The sequence below is a fragment of the Halorientalis persicus genome, from assembly GCF_900110215.1.
Classification (GTDB): Archaea; Halobacteriota; Halobacteria; order Halobacteriales; family Haloarculaceae; genus Halorientalis; species Halorientalis persica.
Map to the genome: position 1 here is coordinate 1 of NZ_FOCX01000044.1, position 21702 is coordinate 21702.

The window sequence follows — 21702 nt, forward strand, 5'->3', positions numbered from 1 at the left end:
CCGGTCTTGTCGTTGAACGTCCGGCCGCAATTCTTACACAGATACCGCTGATACTCCCGATAGCTGCCGTTTCTGACCGTCAGGTCAGAACGGCAGCGGGGGCACTCAACGCCATCACACCAGCGAACCTGCTGCAACAGGTCCGCTGCAGCCGATTCCGACACGAACCGGCTTATTGGGAACATATCGGGCACCGCTGGCGCGGTGCCCTTGCCCTCTTCGACATTCAGCCGCAGCTCTCGCTATCAACAATCTCCTTCGCAAGAGCGAAAACCAATCTCATATCACGGTTTGTCGAGTCTCCTGACTACACAATCATCGACTCGCACGGACAGGATACAAGTCACGTTCGTACTCGCGCAGCGTCCGGTGAACTCGACTGTGGAATTAATGTCGAATCAAGCAAAGTCTTCGCTCATCTCACTGACGAGCGCCGTGATGGTCTTCCTGATATGTCGTCGCTCCAGTTGCGTGTCCACAATATCATTTTCAGTCAGCGGCATGCAGATGAAGCGGAGATCCGGAAATATATCGATGACCTGATAGAGTTGGTCGTCTATCTCACTGAGGCGGTAGCAAGAGTTGCCGACGAACCACTCTACGTCATCATGGCTGGCAACACAGAGACACAGGATATTCGTGGCGATCGAGAAGACCTTTCGCGAGAGGCAGTCAAAGCCGGACAGCTTGAGGAAGTGTACTGGGGCCAAATCCTACCTCAACATTTCATTGATGAACTCGGGCAAGAGAGAGTCCTATCCGCTCCGGCGCATCGTATCGAGGAACTAACGACCGGTGCTATCCTCCTGGTATCCCGCGAGAGCCCGATTCATTACGATACAGTGCAGCAGGATGTCCGAGAGTACCTACTCTCGAACTGACAGGGTCAGCTTTGCATGTTGAAATCGAGCTACCGAACGCAGGAGAAAGGGCGGAGGATGACGATTACTGACTCGAGGTTAACGCGCAGATCCAATTGAATAATCATCTTTCACTGACCGACGATTCCGATTCTCAGTGTGCAGCGTGCTGAATACGCGCCCTGTATGCAGCACAGCCCGAAAATGTCGATTGTATCTGCCAGTATCGGCCGTACTCTCTCCCCATCCGTGATTCAGCACGGTGCCCAAAACCAATCTGGAACTGTCGATTTAGACAGGGCCTTACCTCAATCGTCCGCGACCGATTTCGACCGTTCCTCGTCGGCCTGTGCCGCCCACAGGTCGGCGTAGGCCCCGCCCTCGACGGCCAGCAGGTCCTCGTGGCTCCCCGACTCGACGATTTCGCCCTCGTCCATGACGACGATGCGGTCGGCGTCCTTGATCGTCGAGAGCCGGTGGGCGATGACGAAGGCGGTTCGGTCCTCGATCAGGCGGTCGAGACTCTCCTGAATCAGTTCCTCGGTCTCGGTGTCCACGTCGCTGGTGGCCTCGTCGAAGACGATGATCGCGGGGTCGTTGAGCAGGGCGCGCGCGATGGCGACCCGCTGGCGCTGGCCGCCCGAGAGCTTGATGCCGCGTTCCCCGACCTGCGTGTCGTAGCCGTCGGGGAGGTCCTGCACGAACTCGTGAGCCTCGGCGGCCTTCGCAGCCTCGACGACGCGCTCGCGGACCTCGGCCTCACGCTCGGCATCGACCGACCGGCTGTCGCTCTCGACCTCCAGGGCGAGTTCGTCGCCGTACGCGACGTTCTCGGCGACGGTGCCGGAGAACAGGTAGGGGTTCTGCTCGACGACGGCGATCTCCTCGCGGAGCCGGCGGAGGTCGAATTCGCGCACGTCCGTTCCGTCGACGCGCACAGCGCCGTCGTCCACGTCGTAGAGCCGCGGGACGAGCTTGAGGAGGGTGGATTTACCCGCCCCGGTCGCGCCCGCCAGCCCCACGGTCGCACCGGCGGGCACGTCGAGGGAAACGTCGCGAACGACCGGCTCGGCGTCGCCGTAGGCGAAGGTCACGTCGTCGAACTCGACCGCGCCCTCGATTTCGTCGGGCCGGTAGGGGTCCGCGGGGTCGGTGATCGAGGGGTGGGTGTCGAGCAGACCAAACACGCGCTCGGCGCTCGATTTGGCGAGCGTGTACTTGTTCGCGGACTTCCCGATGCGGCGCATCGGCGAGTACAGGCGGCGGAGGTAGAGGAAGAAGGCGGCGAAGCCACCGAGCGTGATGATTCCGCCATTGCCGTACAGGATGATGTCCCGGCCACCGATGTAGAGGACGAGGACGAACACGACGCCGGTGAACAGCCGGAGTGTGGCGAAAAAGGCCCGTCGGATGCGGAGCGCGGCGACCTTCTCGTCGTGGTACTGCTGGCTCTGGGCAGCGACGCGGTCGCGCTCGAACGCGTAGCGGTTGAACGCTTTGACGACCGCGACGCCACCGAGGTTGTTCTCCAGGCGCGTGTTCAGCCGGGATACTGTCTGTCGGATCTCCCGGTACCGTGGCTCGATCCAGCGCAGAAAGAGCCAGCTCGCGACGCCGATGACCGGTACCGGCGCGAGCGCGATCAGCGCGAGCTGTGGGGAGTAGTAGGTCAACACGATAGCGATGCCGCCGACAGTCGCGAGCATGCGGATGAACTGTCGGAACTCCGTGTTGAGGAACGACTCCAGCCTGTTGATGTCGCTGTTGAGGATCGAGAGCATCCCACCGGTCTGGTGGTTGGCGAAGAAGTCCATCGAGAGGTGCTGGAGGTGGTCGTAAGCGTCGTCGCGGAGGTCTCGCTGGATCTTCTGGGCGGTCGACTGTATCAAATAACGACCCGCAAAGCGCGTCACCGAGCGGAGCAGGTAGGCCAGGGCTGCGATGAGCACGAGGCGTTCGAGTAACGCCAGCCGGGCCGCCTGGCCCGTAATCGCACCTGCCGGCACGAGACCGAGTTCGGCGAGCAGTCCCGGCTTCCCGGACTGGTTGATGATCCGGTCGATGGCTGTCGCCACGATGATCGGCGGCACCAGCCGAGCGAAGCGGGTCAGAAACGAAGCGAAGACGCCGACCGAGAGGGTGAGCCAGTAGGGGCGCGCGTAGCCGACGAGTCGCCAGACCGCGTTGCCGTCGACGGTCTCGCGGACGTGTTCGAATCCCCCATGTTCGTCCGCCATACCGTCGACAACGGCTCCAGCGTCAAGTATGGCCCGCACTCGGCTCGCGGTCGGCACAAGCGTTTTTTCGCCGGGCCGACGACGTTCGACGGGGTGCGACTCCATGCCGATCGCTCCGTACGACCCGCGAGACGACGACGAAGACCGGAACGCACCGGACATCGGTGACGTTGTCGAACGGATCATCAACGGGGGCGACGACCCGTCCCCGGTCGCGGCACCGGCGTGACGAGGAGTCGTAACCGACCGTTTTCTTCGGCGACGACGCGCAACACGTAATGCGCTCGGTTGTCAAGCGTCGGTGTGGCGAAGCCGCTCCGCTTTCGGGTGTCGACCGAACGCTGGACCGAGGGGCGAGTCCGATCGGACTTGCTTGGCCCCCTCGATTCCAACCTCGGGGCCACCATGAGTCTGCCCTGGTTCAAACAGCCGTCGGGCTACGACGCCCGCCGGTTCGAGATGGACAACGGCGACATCGCCCTGTTCGCCTGGAACGGCCAGGGCTACTGGCTGGGCAACACCGAGACGCCCCAGGCGCTCTGGCGCACCGAGAAGTACACTTTCGAGGAGGTGCCCGACCGGATTTCGGAGTGGGCCGAACGCGAACTGCTGGCCCAGTTGCACGAGGAGTCGCCGTGGCTGGCCGACTACCCGACGATTTCCTGGTTTTTCCTGCCCGTCCTGCTCTCGAAGGACGGTCGGCACACGACCCGTGAGTTCCTGCGCGATCACGCCGCCGGCTTCCCCGACGCCGATCCCGACGAAGCCCTGCAGTTCTACGAGGAGTTCCTGCAGACCGACGCACTCTCCGACCGCTACACGATGGCGTCGAAACTCGGGACGAGCGAGCACCTCAACGTCGGCCGGATGCGCTCGACGATGAGCGAGTTCACCGTCGCCAAGATACTCCACGAGGCCGGCTACGCCGTAACTCCCGAGATCGAGGTGACGACCGGCCACTTCATCGACTTCCGGGCCGACGAGAACGGCGAGGGCGTCCTCGTTGAGGTGACCCGGCCCCAACCCCCCGCCGAGCGGGCCGCGAGTTCGCCGAGCAAGTCGATCCGCGAGACCGCCGAGACGAAGGTCAGCGGCCAGCTCTCGAAACACGAAGGCGGGGTGACCCTGTTCGTGGACTGCTCGTCGTTCGCGGATCATCACTGGGAGACGCTGATGACCGAGCGGCCGGAGGTCCGACACCGCCCCACGGTCGTCTTCCGGGCCTGGCCCGACGGCACCGTCCAAGGGTACACGAAGGGGAGTGTGCCGCTCGATCTGCCCGAGGGTATCGAGTGAGGGCAGACCCACAGTAGGTGGGGCCGTTCGTCGGAGACGACCTTTCTAGCCTCGCCGGACGATCCAGATGCGTCCGGCCACGAGACCGGTGACGGCGAGAACGCCCAGCGCGGCGAAGTGTACAGGCTCCAGCAGGGGAAAGTCGAACTCCGGACCGAAGAGGTGGAATCCGATCCCCGGAACTGTCGCGAGGAGTATGTGCCCGGGCGACATCCCGCCCCGAGACATATCGTGGACGAACCACCCGAGAACGAGGCCGTAGATGACGAACGGGAGTTCGAGGAGCCAGTAGAAGATGGGGAACCCGCCGCCGGCAGCCGTGTAGAGCTGGTAGTATTCCCCCTCGTGGACGATAGCGTAGCTTCCCTGGCCCGGGGAGATGTAGTCGGTGTAGACGAATCGGTCCGGCCAGTCCTCGCTCCCGTAGACGGTGTGGGCGCTGTCGGGGGATTCTATCGCTCGCCGAACGGCGTCCTGTGCGGGGTCCGACAGGGTTTCGTACTGGAATACCGGCGTCTCCTCGTGAACTTCGGACTGGGGGACCTGCTCGGCAGAAAACGTCGCCTGCTCTCCCCAGTCCGCCATCGTCACCGGCGCGCCGACCAGCGAGGCCGCGACGAGTGCGGCGACGATACCGAGGACCGGCCGGAAATCCATACCAGGCCTGTCTCGTCACTCGGTAAATACTTTCCCCGTCCCCCGGCTGGCCTGTGGCCTGCTTCCGTCCGAAAATCACGCCGCGTCGGCGACGATCTCGAAGGCCCGTTCGCCCATCTGGTTCTCCTCGAAGACGAACACGCGGCCGTCGGCGCGGTCGAGGTCGGCGTCGACGATCACGCGATGGGCCTCGTTGCGGACACTGACGCCGGGGAACACCGTGGTCTGCTCGTCGGGTTCGAGCATCACACGACCGACGCCGGTGTCTTTCAGGATGTCGGCGTGGGTTTTCAGGTCGTTGACGTAGGTCAACACACCCTGTTGCTCGCTACCGTCGGTGACGAGGACGTGCACGTCTCGGCCGGGAGCGGTCTTCAGTGGCGACTCCCGTTTCTGTGGCACACCGCGGTAGAACGCTTCGCGGCCGTCCTTGTACTCCACGGTGATCCCGTCCTCGGTGAGCTCGATCGGCAGGGTCTGCGGGGAGACTTCTTCGCGGGTGGTCATACCCGAACGTTCGGACGCGCGGGCAAAACCCTCCCGGACTGGCGGCCGGCAACCACCACAGGTAAGTACCGAGATACGAGACCAACGGGTGATGGAAGGTCGGGCACAGGCCCCAGCGGCAGGGACGGTGTTGAACGCGCTCGCGACCGGAACCGGCGCAGCGTTCGCCATCGACGCCTACACGACGGCGACCGTCGAGTTGACCGACGCGCCGGGCGTCGAGGGCGAGATCGCCGGCGCGCCCGACGCCGACACGCGACTGATCGAGCGGTGTGTCGAACTGGTCGTCGACCGGTTCGGCGACGGGCAGGGTGGCCGGGTCCGAACCGAGAGCGAGGTGCCGATGGCCTCCGGGCTGAAGAGTTCGAGCGCAGCCGCGAACGCGACCGTGCTGGCGACGCTCTCGGCCCTCGACGCCAGCGACGAGATCGACCGCGAGGACGCCTGTCGGATCGGTGTCCAGGCCGCTCGCGACGCCGGCGTCACAGTGACGGGCGCCTTCGACGACGCGAGCGCGAGTATGCTCGGCGGCGTCACCGTCACCGACAACACCCAAGACGAGTTGCTGGCCCGCGAGGAACGCGACTGGTCGGTGCTGGTGTGGACGCCACCCGAGCGGTCGTTCTCGGCCGACGCCGACGTGGATCGGTGCGAGCAGGTCGCGCCGATGGCCGAGCTAGTGGCCGACCTCGCCCTCGACGGCGACTTCGCGCGGGCGATGACGGTCAACGGCCTAGCCTACTGTGCGGCACTGGATTTCCCGACAGAACCGATCGTCGAGGCGATGCCGCTGGTCGAGGGCGTCTCCCTCTCGGGGACCGGTCCGAGTTTCACCGCAGTCGGGAAGCACAGCGCGCTCAAGACAGTACGGGACATCTGGACGGAACGAGACGGTAACACATGGCTGACAACGACACAGACCGACGGCGCACAGAGGAGATGAGTCTGGACGAACTCCGCGAGGAAATCCGGACGATCGACCGGGACATCGTGGAGTTGATCGCCCAGCGAACCTACGTCGCCGAGGCGATCGCCGAGGTGAAAGACGAGCAGGGACTCCCGACGACCGACGAGGAACAGGAACAGGCCGTCATGGACCGGGCCGGCGAGAACGCAGAGCAGTTCGACGTGGACTCGAACCTCGTGAAGGCCGTCTTCCGGTTGCTGATCGAGTTGAACAAGGTTGAGCAAAGAGAGAGTCGGTGAGGTCAAATACACACGTCTTAGGTGTTCTACCTTCCAAGTAGTCGTTTGAAGTTCGGTTCTGAGGCGTTCTTCGCGTTCGATCAGAGTCGGTGAGCAGCCGGAAGACCGGATACTCATCGGTATCGAATACGTTCCAATAACACCCTGCTCAGTCTCGATGAGAGGAACACCGCGAAGCTAGCGGTCAGTTCTTGCTGCTGCGTCTCAATCCAAAGACACAATATTCTGTGTACGCATAGTTTCCTGTATGCCCAGTATCACCGTCAACGTTGATGACGATCTCAAAGACCGAATGGAGCAACATCCAGAGATCAACTGGAGCGAGGTCACCCGACAGGCTATTCAGGAGAAGATCGAGACGCTCGACGTGATGGACGAACTCACGTCCGGGAGTGAACTCACCGAGAGCGATGTCGCGGAGATCGCCGATAAAATCAATGGGAGCGCACGCAAACGCGTCGAAGAAGAATCGGAGTAATCTCGACGGATGAAGCTGGTCGTCGATGCCAACGTCGTCATCTCCGCACTCATCACAGACTCAAAAACCCGCGAACTCAGTGTCACACTCGAGCCCGATCTCTTAACACCCGAGTTCGTCCACGATGAAATCGGGAACTACGAGGAGCTGATCGTCGAGAAGTCAGGGATGACTCCAGATCGAGTCGTACAGTTTATCGACCTCCTCTTCCAGTACATCGAAGTCGTTCCTGCCAGCGAGTTCTATCCGTATATCGAGCAGGCCGAAAAGGCGATTGGCGACACTGATCCCGACGATGTGTTGTACCTAGCGTGTGCCCTCGCCACGGATGCCGATATTTGGAGCGACGACTCCGACTTCGAGGAACAGGATGTCGTTGAGGCCCACTCGACGAGCAACGTGATTGACTCGTTCGACACGCTCTAGCCGATCCAAACAGTGGCCTGTAGAATGAGGGAGTTCCATCTTTTATATATGACAGCAATAGGATGCCTGTTACGCCCGTATTCGATGTCCTGAGCGTGAATCGGAAGATGATTTTCACGAGAATCCATCATGGATTTCAGCTACCTGAACAAGGTCGAACAGCGCGAGAGTCGCTGAGGGACGGACGATTTCTTAACGGGGCCGCCACAACGCGGCGTATGGACGGCGACGCCGTGGCGGACGCGGACCTCAGGCAGACGGTCCGGTTCTACCTGCTCGATCACCAGACGTACCTCGGGAAGACCATCGACATCGCCCTGTTGGTCCTGAATCTCCTGTTCGTCTGTCTGTTCGTCGTCGAGACGTACCAGGTCGCGGATCGGTTCCGGGACCTGCTGTGGACGGCCGAGGGGGCTATCGCGGCCGTGTTCCTCGTCGAGTACCTCCTCCGGCTCTACGGTGCAGAAGATCGACTGGGTGAGTTTCTGAACGGGTACACGATGGTCGATCTGCTGGCGATTCTGCCGACGTTGTTGCTCGTTGCGTTCCCGGCATCGATCTTCGCGGTCAACGTGGGGTTCCTGCGCGTTCTCAGGGTTGTCCGCGTGTTGCGGTTCTACCGGTTCACGCAGGACGCGGAGTTTTTCTTCGGAACAGTCACGGACAACACCCTGCGGGCGATGAAGCTCCTGCTCACGATTCTGGTCCTCCTGTCGGCCTCTGCGGGGCTCTTTTACAGCGCCGAACACGCCGTCAATCCGGGTGTCGACACGTTCGGAGACGCGTTCTACTACACGGTCGTGACCCTCTCGACGGTCGGCTTCGGTGATATCGTCCCCGCGACGGCGGCGGGCAGGTGGATCACCGTCGCGTCGATCCTCGCGGCGATCGTCGTCATCCCGCGGCAGGCGAGTGCGATCCTCAAAGAGTGGACCAGCCGAGAGAAAGTCAACGTCACCTGTCCCGAGTGTGGCCTGTCCTATCACGACCGGGACGCCTCGCACTGCAAGGCCTGTGGGCACGTCATCTACCAGGAACACGATTCCCGGGAGTGAGCGCCGCTCAGTACTCCCAGCGTCGGTCGATCCGATCCTCGATCTCGGGGTGGTCGGCTCGGAGCGTCGGGACGTTCGTCTCGCCGTCGACGTTGACGACGTGAACCTCGCCGCGACGCCCGCCGTACACGTCCTGAAAGTCGTACACGGCACCGACGACGGTGACCGAGTCGGGCACATCGTCGCTCTCCTGGAGGAACTGGACCTGTCGGTCGACGTTGTACTCGACGAGGTGGTTGATCGAATCGGGTCTGGAGAGATCTGCCGGCAACCGGTCCACACCGGGTTCGAGATGGGGTTTCAGCAGGTCGAGACAGTGGCCGATCCCGTCGGGTTCGGAGACGCCCTGCGTGAGTGCGTCGTACGTAGCGGTGACGGCCCCACAGCCAGTGTGGCCGACGACGACGGCGATCTCGGTGCCGGTGTGTTCGATGGGGTAGAGGACGTCGCCGGAGACGGTTTCGCCGACTGCGGTCCGCTGGACGACCCGGTTGCCGATGTTGCCACAGGTGAAGATCCGGCCGGGCTCGTCGTTCCCCCAGAGGTGGTCCTGGAGGACGCGCGAGTCCGAACAGCAGACGGTGACGACGGCGGGGTGCTGGGCGTCTTGCACGTCGTCGAACCGTGAGTCGAACCGCTCGGCGTGCTCGGCGTTGCGCGCCAGCAGGTCGACGAACGTCTGATCCATACCCAGAGAAGGATGCGGTACCGACGTAACTCTTGGTTTCCCCGAAACCGACAGGACGCGGTTATCGGGCCGTGATCCCGTGTGGCCTGGCCAGTTTCGCTCCAGCGAAACGATCGGTTACAGCGTGTACTCGTCGTCGCTGGGGTCGTCACGCATGGCGGGATCTTGCTGATCTGCGACGGACTGCTGGAACATATCACCGCCCAGTTCCTCGCTCTCCTCCTCGATGGGGCCGTAGGCCGACAGGCCCTGTGTGAGCAGTTTCTCGACGGCCTCGTCCCAGTTGACGAACTCGCCCTGGTTCACCATCCGTTCGATGTCGTTCTCGACGCGGTCGGACAGCTCCATCTCGATCTTGGCCATACCCCCGCTCAGGGCAACAGGTAGGTAAGGTTTGGGTCTCCTATGTAAGGTGAAACGAGGTCGACACGTCCGGGCGAGCGGAACCGGCCTCGACTGACTCGGTTTGCGCATCAGTCGGCAGTGTCCGAGAAAGTCTCGGCGAGCGCGTCGAGGGCGTCGTGGTGTTCGGTGGTGTGCGGAGCCGTCAACGGCGAGACGCTAACCGCCCCGTCGACGACGGCGCGGCGGTCGGTCCCCTCGGGGTCGGGAATCTCGCCCTCGCCCATCAGTTCCCAGATGCGGTCGTGAAGCGTGATCTCCCCGTCGTCGCGCTCGGCGTCCATCATGTAGGTCTTGGAGGGTTCGGTGATGACCATCTCGGCGGACCCGGCACCGCTTTGTTCTGGGACGGGCGCGTTGACGTTGAGGTAGTCCGCGCGCTCGAAGACGCCGGCGTCGATGGCGTGCTCGGCGAGGTAACGCGCCGCACGGGCGGCTTCGTCGTAGGCTGACAGGTCCACGTCCACGTCGGTGTAGCTCGTGTCCGCGCTGACGGGGACGTACAGGGAGACGGCGATGGCCGGCACGTCGAAGAAGGTAGCCTCGACGGCGGCGCTGACCGTCCCGGATCGGCCCAGGACGTACGCGCCGAGGTTGGCCCCCTGGTTACAGCCCGCAACCACGAGGTCGGCGTCGGGAACCAGCGTGCCGAGGCCCGCGACCACGCAGTCGGCCGGCGTGCCGTCGATGGCGTAGCCCAGTTCGTGCTGGTGGATCTCGACGTTGTGAGAGAGCGCGCGACCGACGGCACTCTGATCGGCGGCGGGGGCGACGGCCGTGACCGTCCCGACGGCCGAGAGCGCGTCATAGAGTGCGCGAAACCCGGTGCTCTCGATCCCGTCGTCGTTCGTCAGCAGAATCTCCGGATCGGCCATGTGGAGTGGTCGGACGGCCCTCGCAAAAGCCCACCGCTCACCCGCGACGCTCGGGCAGTGAGTCGGAACCAGTGTTTATATGCTGTTTTTCCGAGATACTGTGTATGGCCGACCAGAAAACTCCGCCTGAGAACCTGTCGCTGCTCGGGAGTTGCCGGTGGCTCCTGTTCGACCAGTTCGACGAGTCGCGGGCCGACCGACTCCGGAGTGCGTTCGTCTTCATCGGACTGGCGACGAGTTTTCTCGCCTTCGTCGCGGCCACGTCGGCGCTCTTACGGAGTGTCGGGCTGTGGTGGGCCGCACTGATTCTCGGTCTCCTGGGTGCGGGGACGCTGGCGTTCGTCTGGCTGCTCGCACTCGGCTCGTTCGCCGAGTGGTTCGAGCGCGGCGACGGGTTGGGGACCAGCGCGGAGTAACTCAGGCGTCGGCGGGCACCCGGTCGACGACGCTCTCGCCGTCGACCACCAGGTTGTAGGCTTCTTCGTCGTCGTTCCACAGCGCCAGTACGTTCTCACAGACCAGCAGGTCGCCGTACGCGGCCGTCGCCAGGTCGCTGTTCAGCGCGGATTCCTTGGTGAGGACGGCGTAGTGGGCCACCTGTTCGCTCCCGTCGCCGATCTTGAACAGGGGGTTGGCGTCCTCGCCGGCGAGATCGTGGCTCAGTTTGATCGCCGCCACGTCGATGCGGTTCGAGACGTGGGTGTCCATGTCGGCCATCCGGGCGAACTCGCTGACGGATGGCGAGAAGTCGATCCGGCGCTGCCCGTCCGGTCGCATGATCGTGTAGGCATACTGCACGTCGACGTTGACGAACTCGCCGGGGTCGTGGTCCGGGCCGCTGGCCGCCTCGTCCAGCCGCCGCTGGAAGCCCGGCGGTTCGAGGTCCGGTTGTACGTCGAACGACCACCCCTCGTCGGCCGGCGTCGCACCGGGCCAGAGCCGAACCGTCGGCGCGTAGACGGTCAGCCCGTCCTCGACGGCGCGTTCGACCTCGCGCAGTCCGATGGCGGTCTCGCGGTCCGCCGGCGCGAGCGCGACGAGCGACCCATCGGCCGCGAGCGCATCGCGGTAGCGGTCGACGACACCGGCAGGGTCGTCGAGCTCGCTCAGGACGTTGGCGAACAGTATCAGATCGTACGCCCCGTCGGGCTGGAAGTCCTCGGCGGTGGACTCGTGAACCGTCGTCCGGAAATTCTGGCCGGTCTCCTCGAGCATGGCCGAGAGCACGTCGGTCGCCGTGCTCGGTTCGACGGCGTGGTACTCGACCAGTGCGTCCTCGGGGACGAGGTCGGCCAGGCCCAGCGCCGGGCCGCCGACGCCCGCGCCCACGTCGAGGACGCGCAGTTTCCGCGGGAGCAGGCCGTCAGCGATCAGGTCCGCGAGGACGTACTGGACGGCGGCGTAGTAGTCCGGGAGGTGATAGAGCGCGTAGGCCAGTGCCGTCTCCGCGTCGTAGTCCACGTCGTTGCCCCACAGGTAGTCCGTCTTCAGGTCGCGAATCCGCTCGCGGATGGCGTCGCCCGACGCCCCCTCGGGCCAGCCCGCGCCGTACTCCTCGACGAACAGGTCTTCCAGTGCCATGGAGTACGCCGAGGGGAATCCCTCGACGCCGTGGAAGGGAACCGAAAGGGGGCCCTCTTCGACCGGCTCGAACGTGCCGTCCTCGTTCTCCAGCAGTCCGAGGTCGAAGGCGTCCTCCCGCAGGACCTGCGTGATCGTCGCCGGATGGGGTTGCCCTTCGACGTACTCCTGAATCTCCTCGGGGTCGATGGGGCGGACCGACTGGAGATACCGGGCGTTGTCACGGACCTGTTCGCGCTGGTCTGCGTTCACCGTCGATCACCTGCCTCGCGGTACAGCGTCCCGAACGCGTCGGCGTCGGCGGCCGCGATCTCCTCGGCCGCCGCGGCCACGTCGTCGGCCCCGTCGAACGCGCGCTGGATGTCGGCGTAGACGCGCGGGTCGCCGTCGGTGACCTGCTCGACCAGATCGAACAGCGCCGCTGAGATCGGCGTCTGGAACTGCTCGGGTACGTCGTTGGCAGCCAGCCCGAAGGCGAGGATGGCGGCGTGGGCCTTGGCCTGGACGGTCTCCATGGCGCGGTCGTGTTCGGTGGCGGTCGTCTCGAAGAGGGTGTTCCCGCGGGCCAGCAGTGCCTCCTGAATCGTGTCGCTCGTCGGGCCGGCGGCGTCGACGACGGCGGCGACGTTCCCGGGTTCGTTCTCGGGGGCGAACAGCGGGTGAAGACTCAGCCGTTCGCGGTCGGGGGCCGCCTCGCGCATGGCGGCGACGGGCTCGGTTGCGACGCCGGTCACGTCGACCAGTGCGTCCTCGGCCCGGTCGGCGTGGGTGTCGATGGCCTCGACGGCGACCGGGATCGGGACCGCGATGCAGACCGCGTCGAAGGACTCGTCGGTGTCGAGCGGGACGGTCCGGCCGTCCACGGCGTCGGCGGCGGCGCTCGCGGCCGCGTCGTCGGGGTCGGCGAAGGCGACGGCCACCTCCTCGGGGCCCGCCCGGACCGCGTCGGCGAACCAGCGGCCCATCGCGCCGGCACCGACCACGAATACGTTCATGGAGACGTGGTAGCCGTGGCCCGCTCAAAAGCGGTTCGGGTCGGCGACCACGAGCCTTTTACCGCCGCGCTGACGCTATCCGGTATGGACAGGCGGGTGGCGCTCGCGGTCGCAGTCGCGGTCGCGATGGTACTGGCAGGTTGTTCGTGGGTCGAACAGCCGGACACCGACCGCCCGGCCAGTACGAACGCAACCGAGGGGAGCGACGGGGGAACGATTCCAGCCGGTCGGCTCAACGACCACACCGCCGTGCTGGCCAACGAGAGCTACGAACTCGACATCGCCGTCACTATCAGGACGCCGAGCAGGAGCCGAAACGCCACCGTCGCAGTGGCGAGCGATCCGGATGGGCAGCGACAGCTGATCCGGACCCGATCGAGAAACGGAACGCTCGATCGCTACGTGAACGACACGGCGGTCTTCTCCCGCGTCGAGACCAACGGGACGACCGAGTACGGACGCACCGCGCTCGGCAACGCCAGGTTCTCGACGGCTCACACGGACGGCGTGCGGATCGGGCGGCTGGCGACGATCTACGAGTTCGGGCAGTTCGAACCGGCCGGGAACGTCACCCGCGACGGGCAGCGATACGCCGCGTTCGAGTTGGAACGCGTGAACACCGGCTCGAACGCGACGGTGAGGCTCGATCACTCGTCGGGCCGCATTCTGGTCGCTCCGAACGGTGTAATCCGCCGGGCGACCATCGATCTGCGTGGCACGCAACGCGGCGAGCCGTTCGTCTACGCCATCGACTACCGGATTTCGGGGGTCGGAGACGTGTCGGTTCAGCCGCCGGCGTGGCTGGACGAAACCAGAGTGAGGGATAATTCGACGAACGCGACGGGCACACCGCAGAACGGAACGGCGGCTCAGACGACGAGCGTTTCCGGATTGTCGGTGAGGTTCTCGTAACCGTCCTCGGTGACGACCACGATGTCCTCGATCCGGACGCCACCGACCGCGGGATCGTAGAGCCCCGGCTCGATGGTGATGATGTGGCCGGGTTCGAGTTCGTCGCCGCCGGGTCCGACGAGGGGCTGTTCGTGTACGTCCAGCCCGACGCCGTGACCCGTGTTGTGGATGAACCCCGTCTCGGTGGTCTCGTCGCTTCGGAGTGTCGGTTCGCCGGCGTCCTCGTACACCTCACAGACGGCGTCGTGGACCGCCGCGCCTGTCGCGCCGGGTTCGACGACATCGAGGGCCGCCCGTTTGGCCTCGGCGGTCAGGTCGTACCACCGGCGGATCTCGTTGCTGGGCTCGCCCTTCAGGAACGTCCGGGTCATGTCCGCGTGGTACTTCGTGGCCTTGTCCCGCGGGAAGATGTCGACGATGATCGGTTCGTCGGCCGCCAGCGGGCCGCTGCCGCGGTCGTGGGGGTCGGCGGCGTCGGCCCCGCAGGCGACGATGGTCTCGTCGAGTGCACAGCCGTGCCGGAGGAGCGTCACCTCGATCTCCTCTTTGACGCGCTCGCTGGTGAGCGGGTCGCCATCGTGGTGGAGGTGTCCCTCCTCGACGGTCGCCGCGGCGATGAGGTCCTCGGCGGCCGCCATGGCAGCCTCGTTTGCCTTCTGGGCCGTCCTGACGTGTTCGACTTCTTCGTCGGTCTTGGTCGCGCGGATGCCCTCGATCACGTTGGTTCCGCCACGACCGATCGGTGGCGTGTCGGGGGACTGGACGTCGATCCCGTGGTCGCGAAGCCCGTCTGCGGTCGCGACGGGGAATCGCGACGGGACGGCGACAGACTCGACGCCGCGCTCGGCGAGGAAGTCGGCGAGAACACGGCGACCCCCCTCCAGGCGGCCGTGTTCCTCGACGAGGGCGGGCAGTTCGTAATCGACGTGCCGTTCGACAGAGGCCGCCCGGCTCTCGGTCTTCGCACGGCCGTACTCCAGGCTGGAGACCAGCAGGTGGACCTCGCCGTCGTAGAGCGTGTGGAACGGGTCGGGGGCGGAAAATCCCGAGAGGTAGTGCTGGTCGGAGTCGTCGCCGTCGGCGTCGATCAGGAAGCCGTCGACGCCGGCCTCTTCGAGGAAGGCGTCGAGGGCCGAGAGATCGCGTTCCATACGACGCGATCCGAGCCCAACCGACAAAACGTCGTGGGTCCGGCGGTCTCCGGTACCCTCATGCCGGGGGACTGCGACGACTCCCCCATGAACGTCGAGATTGCACCGTCACGGGTCGGCGGTAGGGTTCAAGCGCCGCCGTCGAAGAGCTACACCCACCGAGCGATCCTCGCCGCGGGATACGCCGACGGCGCGACCGTCACCGACCCGCTCGTGAGCGCGGACACGCGAGCGACGATGCGCGCGGTCGAAGCCTACGGCGGCAGCGTGGACCGCAGTGCCGACGACAGCACCCTCGAAATCGAGGGATTCGACGGCCACCCCGAGGTACCCGACGACGTGATCGACTGCGCCAACAGCGGCACGACGATGCGGCTGGTCACCGCGACCGGCGCGCTGGCCGATGGGATCACCGTGCTGACCGGTGACGACTCGCTCCGGTCGCGGCCCCAGGGACCACTCCTCGATGCGATCGAACAGCTCGGCGGTCGCGCCGAGAGCACCCGCGGGAACGGCCAGGCCCCGCTGGTGGTCGAGGGTCCGGTCGACGGTGGCCCAGTCTCGATCCCTGGCGACGTGTCCTCCCAGTACATCACCGCCCTGCTGATGGCCGGTGCAGTCACCGACGCGGGAATCGAGATCAATCTGGAGACCGAACTCAAGTCCGCGCCGTACGTCCAGATCACGATCGAGGTGTTGTCCGCGTTCGGCGTCGACGCCGTCGAGACCGACGCGGGCTTCCGGGTCGAGGGTGGGCAGTCCTACGCACCCGAGGGTGGCGAATACGCCGTCCCCGGCGACTTCTCCTCGATGTCGTACCTGCTTGCCGCGGGCGCGCTGGCCGCCGACGACGAACTCGAAGTGCGTGGGGCACAGCCCAGCGCCCAGGGCGACGCGGCCATCGTCGACGTACTGGAGCGGATGGGGGCGGACATCGACTGGAACCGTGATCGGGGCGTCATCACGACCCGCCGCTCGTCGCTCTCGGGCATCGAGGTCGGTGTCGAAGACACGCCCGACCTCCTGCCGACCATCGCGGTGCTTGGTGCAGTCGCCGACGAAACGACGACGATCACCGACTGTGAACACGTCCGGTACAAGGAGACCGACCGCGTGAGCGCGATGGCCGAGGAACTCACGGCGATGGGTGCGTCGGTCGACGAGGAGCAGGACACTCTGACGATCTACGGCGGCGAGACCGACCTGCAGGGGGCGACGGTCGACGGTCGCGCCGATCATCGGATCGTCATGTCGCTGGCGGTCGCAGGGCTGGTCGCCGACGGACCGACGACCATCGCGGGTGGCGAACACGTCGACGTGTCGTTCCCTGACTTCTTCGACGTGTTCGAGAGGATCGGGGCGACGGTCACTCGGGAGTGACGGCTCGCCGGCAGTGAGCGATAGGGGCGAACAGACGGGACGGGCGGACGGTGGCGCAGTGTCCCGTGCTATCGCGGACTGCGCCACAGCGGCTGTCAGCGCATGGTCCGCGGTGGTCCCGGCTTCGCTCATAAACCCTCGTGCGGGGAGGCGGGGTTCGACGCTTTCTCAACCTTCAAATGCCAGGCCCACTCAGAAGCCAGTAATGAACGGCAACAGTTTCGGGCGGCTCTTCCAGGTGACGACGTACGGGGAGAGCCACGGGGAGGCCATGGGCTGTACGGTCTCGGGCGTCCCGGCGGGCGTCGAGATCGACGAGGAAGATATCCAGCGAGAACTCGACCGGCGCAAGCCGGGCCAGTCGATGATCACCACCTCCCGGGGCGAACCGGACAAAGTGAAGATCAACAGCGGCGTCCAGGACGGCTACACCACGGGAACGCCCGTCGGGATGGTCATCCAGAACAAGGACGCCCGGTCGGGCAAGTACGAACCGTTCGTGACAGCCCCGCGTCCGTCTCACGGCGACTACACCTACTCCGCGAAGTTCGGGACGCGCAACTGGGGCGGGGGCGGCCGCTCGTCGGCCCGCGAGACGGTCAACTGGGTCGCCGCGGGTGCCATCGCCCAGCAGGTGCTGGACGCCTCCGACTACGACGTGCAGATCAAGGCCCACGTCAACCAGATCGGTGACGTAGAAGCGCCGGAGGTCACCTTCGAGGAGATGCTCGAACACACCGAGGAGAACGAGGTCCGGTGTGCTCACCCCGAGACGGCCGAGGAGATGCGTGAAGTCGCCGATCAGTACCAGAAAGAGGGCGACTCGATCGGTGGCTCGATCTACTTCGAGTGTCGCGGCGTCCCCCGCGGTCTCGGCGCACCGCGGTTCGACTCCGTGCCCGCACGGCTGGGCAAGGCGATGTTCGCCATCCCGGCCGTGACGGCCTTCGAGTACGGCCTCGGGCGCGACGCCCGCGACGCGGCCGGCATCGACCGCAACGAGGACTGGGAGTTCGACGACGGCGAGTCCCACCCCGAGACGGTGAGCGAAGAAGGCGACCCTGTCCCGGTCGGTAACGACCACGGCGGGCTCCAGGGCGGTATCACGACCGGCGAACCCATCTACGGCGAGGTCACCTGGCACGCGCCCACGTCCATCCCGAAGACCCAGACGACCGCCGACTGGGAGGACGGCGAGCGCAAGGAGATTCAGGTCGTCGGCCGGCACGACCCCGTCCTGCCGCCGCGGGCCGTGCCCGTCGTCGAGTCGATGCTGGCCTGCACCGTGCTGGACTTCATGCTGCTGTCGGGCCGGATCAATCCCGACCGCATCGACGACCGCCCCGGCGAGTACGACACCGACTACCACCCGTCGAGTCCGCAGGAGGATCCCGAGGACGCCGCGACGAAGGCCGAGACGACCGAGGACGACTGAGACGCCACGACCGGTGGCACTAAGTTCGTCATTGCCCTCGTCGACCGCTCACTCGTCGAACACGTAGTCAGTCGGGTGGACCTGCGTGTCCATAGTCTGACCCCGCGCGGATCTGTAGGGGGGAAGGTCACCTTTTCGGACCAGCACACCGGCGTCGCCCAGGTCCCGGACTTCCCACGCTGGCGTCGCACAGAGCCGGTCGTGCCCGCCGAGTTCCGCACACCACGCTTCGCCGAACACGGTGACCCACGCTACCTTGTCGACGCCAGTGTTCGGGGGTTTCCTCTCGGGGACGGGATGGAGCGGATCGCCGAGCATGATCGTCGTTCCGACGACCGCCCACGGCTGGACTCGAACAGACAGTTCGGCGATGGTGTCGGTGATCGTATCGGCTCGTGCCCGAGCGACGTCGAGCGGAACGTCCTCGCTGAACGCCTCGGGGTCGAGTCCTTCGAGCCACATCGCGGGCTCCGTCTCTCCCGAGTCAGACAGCACACCGAAATGCAGGTCGAACCCGTCGAGCGAGAGCGACACGACTCCGACCCCAGCGTCCTCGATGAGCGGCCCGGCGTCGGCAGGTGCGAGCGCCCCGGAACGCCGGTCGCCCTCCCCGATTTCCCCGATCCGGTACTCGGTCAGGTCGTATCCACAGTCCCGGATCGTGCGCAGCAACTCGGCGACCGTAGTCTGGCCGAGCCCGTCTGTATAGAACGGAACGAAGAGGCTGTAATATTCGGCCACACGAAGGGGGTTCGGCTGTATTTGCAAAACGATTTTGCCGGGCGAGCTACGACGAACCCGACGGTTCGCCCGACGGGGCCTCGCGCAACTGCCGCCACTGCGACCGCGCACAGCGGAGCGAGTCCACGAGAATCGCAAGCACGACTACCGCTCCGAGCCACATCAGTATCGGGTACTGGTCGAACACGGTCGTCGTGATCTCGACCAACCCGAAGGCGATCAGGAAGGTCAGTTCGGCGAGGCGTCTGAGGTGACCCATCATCACGGTTTAGGAATCGAGCATTGTCAGCGTACCCCATCGTTTCGACGTGTCGGTAGGTGAAACGGAGCCGCCATCCGGCCCGGGGCTTATCAGCGACCCGACCCTGATTCGTCCATGGACGCGAACCAGGAGACGGTCGCCAATCCGTTCGGGATGGACGCGGACTGTCGGCAGTGTCCGGCGCTCTGTGAGACGCGCACACAGGTCGTTCACGGCTACGGCGACGTGAGCGCGGACTTTCTCGTCCTCGGGGAAGCGCCCGGTCCGGGCGCGGACGAGACGGGTATTCCCTTCGCCGGCGACGAGAGCGGCCGTGCAGTCCTGTCGATCCTCTCGGAGCTGGGATTCGTGGACGCCCCCGGCAGCGACGAACCGACCGTCGAGAACGTCTTCCTGACGACACTGGCTCGCTGTCACCACCCAGAGCGACCCCCGAGCGACGAGGAAGTGCGCAACTGCGAGGGCTTTCTGACCGCCGAGGTGCGGATGATCAACCCCGAGGTGATTCTGCCGGTCGGACAGCGACCGCTGGAGGCGCTGGCACTGGAGTACACGACCAAGCGGGCCGACGATTTCGACGTGGCGACCGATCACGCGACGACGATCAGGGGAAGAGGGTTCGAACTCGTGCCGATGCTTCCACCGGAGGAACAGACGGACGAGCAGCGAACGGCGCTGCTGGATCACCTCGCGTCGCTACTGGATCGGGACTATCGACAGACCAAGGGGCGGCGGCGTCGGTGAGTTACCAGTAGGGGTTCGAGACGGTGTCACTGCCGGCGGTGCCGGCGGCCGAGAGGCCCAGGACGAAGAGTGCGGTGAGCGCGAGGGTCGCGCCGACTGCGGCGATGGAGGTCACGGCCGGGACGGCCGCGACGAGCGTTGCGATCCCGACGACGCTGCCGACGAGCATCGCGGCGATCAGGAGCGCACCGACGAATCCGGTCATCTGTTCGTAGATCATATCCCTGGTTTGGCCCACGGGTGACATAAACGGGGGTGGTTCCGGCGCTCGAAACGGCGCGTTCAAGGGCCGCCCGCGCCGAGGAGGAGACATGACCACCGTCGCCGTACTCGCGGACCCGCCGCGTGAGGGACTCGTCCTGTCGGAACTCGTCGCGGAGACGCCGCTCTCGGAGACCGAAGCGGTCGAGCTCTACACCGCCATGCTCCGGGACGTGTGTCGCACCGTCGAGGCCAGCGGGGGCACCCTCCTCGTCAACTACCGATCCGACGACGACCTCCCGGCGTTCGAGGGGGAGACCTCAGAGGCACAGCTTCGCGCGGCCGTCGCGCCGGCGCTCGAATCCCCGGACGATGCGAGATTCGAGGTGCAGGTAGGCTCGTCGTTCTCGGCGCGGGCCGGCAACACAGTCTCGCACTTGCTCGATCAGGAGCAGGTTACCTCGGCCGCGGTGGTCGAGCCGACGGCGGCGTTCCTGACCCGCGGGATCGTCGACAACGCGGCGATGAAGCTCCGGCGACACGAGGTCGTGCTGGGCCCCGCTGGCGACGGACGGGTGTACTATGCGGGATTCGCCGAAGGGATCGACTTCGAGGACGCGTACGAACCGCCGGCCGTGGAGACGCTGACAGACCGTGGCGTCGCGGCCGACCACAGCGTCGATTTCCTCCCGATGACGCCGGTCGTGGAAACGCGGGCGGATCTGGTGACGGCGATCGCTCAGACCGCCGCGCGGGCCGGTGCTGGACGCAACCATCCCGGACATACCGCGCAGTGTCTGGCCGAGTTGGGGCTGGGGGTGGCCGCGGGCGCGGACGGGACGGAACTGGTTCGGGAGTGACCGACAGGTCTTATAGTCGGCGGGGTAAAGTGGGGGCTGCGGTGGGATAGCGAAGTGGCCTAACGCGACTGCCTTGAGAGCAGTTGTCCTCACGGACTCTGGGGTTCGAATCCCCATCCCACCGTATTCTGTCGCGAACTACTCGTGAGCGACAGATTCGGCGATGGGATTCGAACCCTGGAAATCACAGCCCGCACAGCGAGCGAAGCGAGCGAGCAGGAATGTCCTCCTCCGGTTCGAATCCCAATCCAACCGTCTTCTGTCGCGTGTCGTCGCCCAGACGTGCTTGCAAATGCCGGCAGAACGCACACCGGACCGCGAGACGACGAGGGTGTATGACCGATCGGACGACGGTCGGGTGGTCGCTCGTCACGTCGGGGATCGTGACGCTCTCGCTGGCGTATCTGCCGGGTGATTCGGTGTACTGGAGTGTCGGACTACTTGGCTCTATTGAATCGCCAGATGGCGTTGGAATCAGCGAGTCACATACTGTTTGATGTTGTAGACGAGACACATAAGAACGACTTCACGGAACTCACGGTACCATTCACGCGCTCGGACGGCGGAGCCGTACGAGCGCTTGACCGAGGAGTTCACAGTCTCCGTCATTGAGCGCTGATTGTAGAGATCGTCCTCGATTCGTGCGTTGTGCGCGTGGTCGTACGGAGCGAAGATGCGGTGTTTCACAAGTGGACGTATTCCCATGTCTCGGAGGGTCTCACGCAGTGGCTGACTGTCGTAGCCCCTATCCGC

General features: G+C 65.2%; 29 protein-coding genes and 1 tRNA gene. 16 read left to right on the forward strand and 14 right to left on the reverse strand.

Translation table 11 applies throughout. The features are described 5' to 3' along the window. A partial coding sequence (locus tag BMX17_RS22545) for a transposase-like zinc-binding domain-containing protein (RefSeq protein ID WP_139203673.1) occupies positions 1–185 on the reverse strand: 185 nt, incomplete at its 3' end. A 267-nt stretch (positions 186–452) separates the two neighbouring features. Here BMX17_RS22545 and BMX17_RS22550 point away from each other — a divergent pair. After that, the gene (locus BMX17_RS22550) at positions 453–881 is read left to right on the forward strand and encodes a hypothetical protein (protein ID WP_092664293.1); all 429 of its coding nucleotides are present in this window, start codon (positions 453–455) and stop codon (positions 879–881) included. Between the two features lie 287 nt (positions 882–1168). On the opposite strand, the gene BMX17_RS22555 is transcribed toward BMX17_RS22550, so the two are convergent. Continuing rightward, on the reverse strand, positions 1169–3097 hold the full coding sequence (locus tag BMX17_RS22555) for an ABC transporter ATP-binding protein (protein ID WP_092664295.1): 1929 nt from the start codon (positions 3095–3097) through the stop codon (positions 1169–1171). A 103-nt stretch (positions 3098–3200) separates the two neighbouring features. Between BMX17_RS22555 and BMX17_RS27400 the strand changes: the two genes are divergently transcribed. Together BMX17_RS27400 and BMX17_RS22560 are read left to right on the forward strand one after the other, a co-directional pair. Beyond that, on the forward strand, positions 3201–3326 hold the full coding sequence (locus BMX17_RS27400; protein WP_280141433.1) for a hypothetical protein: 126 nt from the start codon (positions 3201–3203) through the stop codon (positions 3324–3326). 74 nt (positions 3327–3400) lie between these two features. Further along, complete coding sequence (locus BMX17_RS22560; RefSeq protein ID WP_092664297.1) at positions 3401–4393, forward strand: DUF5784 family protein; 993 nt, start codon at positions 3401–3403, stop codon at positions 4391–4393. Positions 4394–4438: 45 nt separating this feature from the next. Here the strand turns inward: BMX17_RS22560 and BMX17_RS22565 are convergent, their stop codons facing one another. Next, positions 4439–5050: a DUF7979 domain-containing protein gene (locus tag BMX17_RS22565; RefSeq protein ID WP_092664299.1), complete on the reverse strand. Its 612-nt coding sequence runs from the start codon at positions 5048–5050 to the stop codon at positions 4439–4441. A 75-nt stretch (positions 5051–5125) separates the two neighbouring features. After that, positions 5126–5557 carry a DUF5796 family protein gene (locus tag BMX17_RS22570; RefSeq protein WP_092664301.1) on the reverse strand — a complete coding sequence of 144 codons (432 nt, stop codon included), beginning with the start codon at positions 5555–5557 and terminating at the stop codon, positions 5126–5128. A gap of 91 nt (positions 5558–5648) precedes the next feature. Here BMX17_RS22570 and BMX17_RS22575 point away from each other — a divergent pair, with 91 nt between their 5' ends. From BMX17_RS22575 to BMX17_RS22595, 5 genes are all read left to right on the forward strand, one after another. Next, positions 5649–6500: a shikimate kinase gene (locus tag BMX17_RS22575; protein ID WP_092664303.1), complete on the forward strand. Its 852-nt coding sequence runs from the start codon at positions 5649–5651 to the stop codon at positions 6498–6500. Next, entirely contained in the window at positions 6458–6763 is a 306-nt protein-coding gene (locus BMX17_RS22580; protein WP_092664339.1) for a chorismate mutase, read from the forward strand. The genes BMX17_RS22575 and BMX17_RS22580 overlap by 43 nt, the downstream gene beginning before the upstream one ends. Before the next feature lie 247 nt (positions 6764–7010). Then, the gene (locus BMX17_RS22585) at positions 7011–7241 is read left to right on the forward strand and encodes a hypothetical protein (RefSeq protein WP_092664305.1); all 231 of its coding nucleotides are present in this window, start codon (positions 7011–7013) and stop codon (positions 7239–7241) included. Positions 7242–7250: 9 nt separating this feature from the next. Next, positions 7251–7667 carry a PIN domain-containing protein gene (locus tag BMX17_RS22590; RefSeq protein ID WP_092664307.1) on the forward strand — a complete coding sequence of 139 codons (417 nt, stop codon included), beginning with the start codon at positions 7251–7253 and terminating at the stop codon, positions 7665–7667. A 218-nt stretch (positions 7668–7885) separates the two neighbouring features. Continuing rightward, positions 7886–8722: a potassium channel family protein gene (locus BMX17_RS22595; RefSeq protein WP_092664309.1), complete on the forward strand. Its 837-nt coding sequence runs from the start codon at positions 7886–7888 to the stop codon at positions 8720–8722. A gap of 7 nt (positions 8723–8729) precedes the next feature. Here the strand turns inward: BMX17_RS22595 and BMX17_RS22600 are convergent, their stop codons facing one another. From BMX17_RS22600 to surE, 3 genes are all read right to left on the reverse strand, one after another. After that, positions 8730–9410 (reverse strand): carbonic anhydrase, encoded by a 681-nt coding sequence (locus BMX17_RS22600; protein WP_092664311.1) that lies wholly within the window; start codon positions 9408–9410, stop codon positions 8730–8732. A 117-nt stretch (positions 9411–9527) separates the two neighbouring features. Next, a complete protein-coding gene (locus tag BMX17_RS22605) occupies positions 9528–9773 on the reverse strand; it encodes a DUF7120 family protein (RefSeq protein ID WP_092664313.1) in 246 nt (81 codons plus the stop codon). 110 nt (positions 9774–9883) lie between these two features. Next, entirely contained in the window at positions 9884–10687 is an 804-nt protein-coding gene (surE, locus tag BMX17_RS22610; RefSeq protein ID WP_092664315.1) for a 5'/3'-nucleotidase SurE, read from the reverse strand. Between the two features lie 104 nt (positions 10688–10791). On the opposite strand from surE, the gene BMX17_RS22615 reads away from it, so the two are divergent. Continuing rightward, positions 10792–11103: an amastin family protein gene (locus tag BMX17_RS22615; RefSeq protein WP_092664317.1), complete on the forward strand. Its 312-nt coding sequence runs from the start codon at positions 10792–10794 to the stop codon at positions 11101–11103. Between the two features lies 1 nt (position 11104). Here the strand turns inward: BMX17_RS22615 and BMX17_RS22620 are convergent, their stop codons facing one another. Further along, on the reverse strand, positions 11105–12520 hold the full coding sequence (locus BMX17_RS22620; protein ID WP_092664319.1) for a small ribosomal subunit Rsm22 family protein: 1416 nt from the start codon (positions 12518–12520) through the stop codon (positions 11105–11107). Then, a complete protein-coding gene (locus BMX17_RS22625; RefSeq protein WP_092664321.1) occupies positions 12517–13263 on the reverse strand; it encodes a prephenate dehydrogenase/arogenate dehydrogenase family protein in 747 nt (248 codons plus the stop codon). Before BMX17_RS22625 ends, BMX17_RS22620 begins: the two co-directional genes overlap by 4 nt. Before the next feature lie 84 nt (positions 13264–13347). On the opposite strand from BMX17_RS22625, the gene BMX17_RS22630 reads away from it, so the two are divergent. Then, the gene (locus BMX17_RS22630) at positions 13348–14175 is read left to right on the forward strand and encodes a DUF7537 family lipoprotein (protein ID WP_092664323.1); all 828 of its coding nucleotides are present in this window, start codon (positions 13348–13350) and stop codon (positions 14173–14175) included. Here BMX17_RS22630 and BMX17_RS22635 read toward each other — a convergent pair. Beyond that, positions 14133–15326 carry a M24 family metallopeptidase gene (locus BMX17_RS22635; protein WP_092664325.1) on the reverse strand — a complete coding sequence of 398 codons (1194 nt, stop codon included), beginning with the start codon at positions 15324–15326 and terminating at the stop codon, positions 14133–14135. The genes BMX17_RS22630 and BMX17_RS22635 overlap by 43 nt on opposite strands. Positions 15327–15413: 87 nt before the next feature. Between BMX17_RS22635 and aroA the strand changes: the two genes are divergently transcribed. Both aroA and aroC read left to right on the forward strand, forming a co-directional pair. After that, positions 15414–16706: a 3-phosphoshikimate 1-carboxyvinyltransferase gene (gene aroA, locus BMX17_RS22640; RefSeq protein WP_092664341.1), complete on the forward strand. Its 1293-nt coding sequence runs from the start codon at positions 15414–15416 to the stop codon at positions 16704–16706. Positions 16707–16911: 205 nt separating this feature from the next. After that, positions 16912–18141: a chorismate synthase gene (gene aroC, locus BMX17_RS22645; protein WP_092664327.1), complete on the forward strand. Its 1230-nt coding sequence runs from the start codon at positions 16912–16914 to the stop codon at positions 18139–18141. Between the two features lie 48 nt (positions 18142–18189). Here the strand turns inward: aroC and BMX17_RS22650 are convergent, their stop codons facing one another. Both BMX17_RS22650 and BMX17_RS22655 read right to left on the reverse strand, forming a co-directional pair. Continuing rightward, on the reverse strand, positions 18190–18882 hold the full coding sequence (locus tag BMX17_RS22650; protein WP_092664329.1) for a hypothetical protein: 693 nt from the start codon (positions 18880–18882) through the stop codon (positions 18190–18192). Positions 18883–18928: 46 nt separating this feature from the next. Then, positions 18929–19141 (reverse strand): hypothetical protein, encoded by a 213-nt coding sequence (locus BMX17_RS22655; protein ID WP_092664331.1) that lies wholly within the window; start codon positions 19139–19141, stop codon positions 18929–18931. Between the two features lie 117 nt (positions 19142–19258). Between BMX17_RS22655 and BMX17_RS22660 the strand changes: the two genes are divergently transcribed. Further along, complete coding sequence (locus BMX17_RS22660; protein ID WP_092664333.1) at positions 19259–19888, forward strand: uracil-DNA glycosylase; 630 nt, start codon at positions 19259–19261, stop codon at positions 19886–19888. Between the two features lies 1 nt (position 19889). Here the strand turns inward: BMX17_RS22660 and BMX17_RS22665 are convergent, their stop codons facing one another. Next, the gene (locus tag BMX17_RS22665; protein WP_092664335.1) at positions 19890–20108 is read right to left on the reverse strand and encodes a hypothetical protein; all 219 of its coding nucleotides are present in this window, start codon (positions 20106–20108) and stop codon (positions 19890–19892) included. A gap of 91 nt (positions 20109–20199) precedes the next feature. Between BMX17_RS22665 and BMX17_RS22670 the strand changes: the two genes are divergently transcribed. The 3 genes from BMX17_RS22670 (at position 20200) to BMX17_RS26495 (ending at position 21446) form a co-directional block, all read left to right on the forward strand. Next, positions 20200–20949: a hypothetical protein gene (locus tag BMX17_RS22670; protein ID WP_092664337.1), complete on the forward strand. Its 750-nt coding sequence runs from the start codon at positions 20200–20202 to the stop codon at positions 20947–20949. A 40-nt stretch (positions 20950–20989) separates the two neighbouring features. Beyond that, positions 20990–21073, forward strand: a tRNA-Ser gene (locus tag BMX17_RS22675). A gap of 211 nt (positions 21074–21284) precedes the next feature. After that, positions 21285–21446 (forward strand): hypothetical protein, encoded by a 162-nt coding sequence (locus BMX17_RS26495; RefSeq protein WP_170845528.1) that lies wholly within the window; start codon positions 21285–21287, stop codon positions 21444–21446. Here the strand turns inward: BMX17_RS26495 and BMX17_RS22680 are convergent. Next, positions 21424–21702: transposase (locus BMX17_RS22680; protein WP_139203672.1), on the reverse strand; the 279-nt coding region annotated here is incomplete at its 5' end. The genes BMX17_RS26495 and BMX17_RS22680 overlap by 23 nt on opposite strands.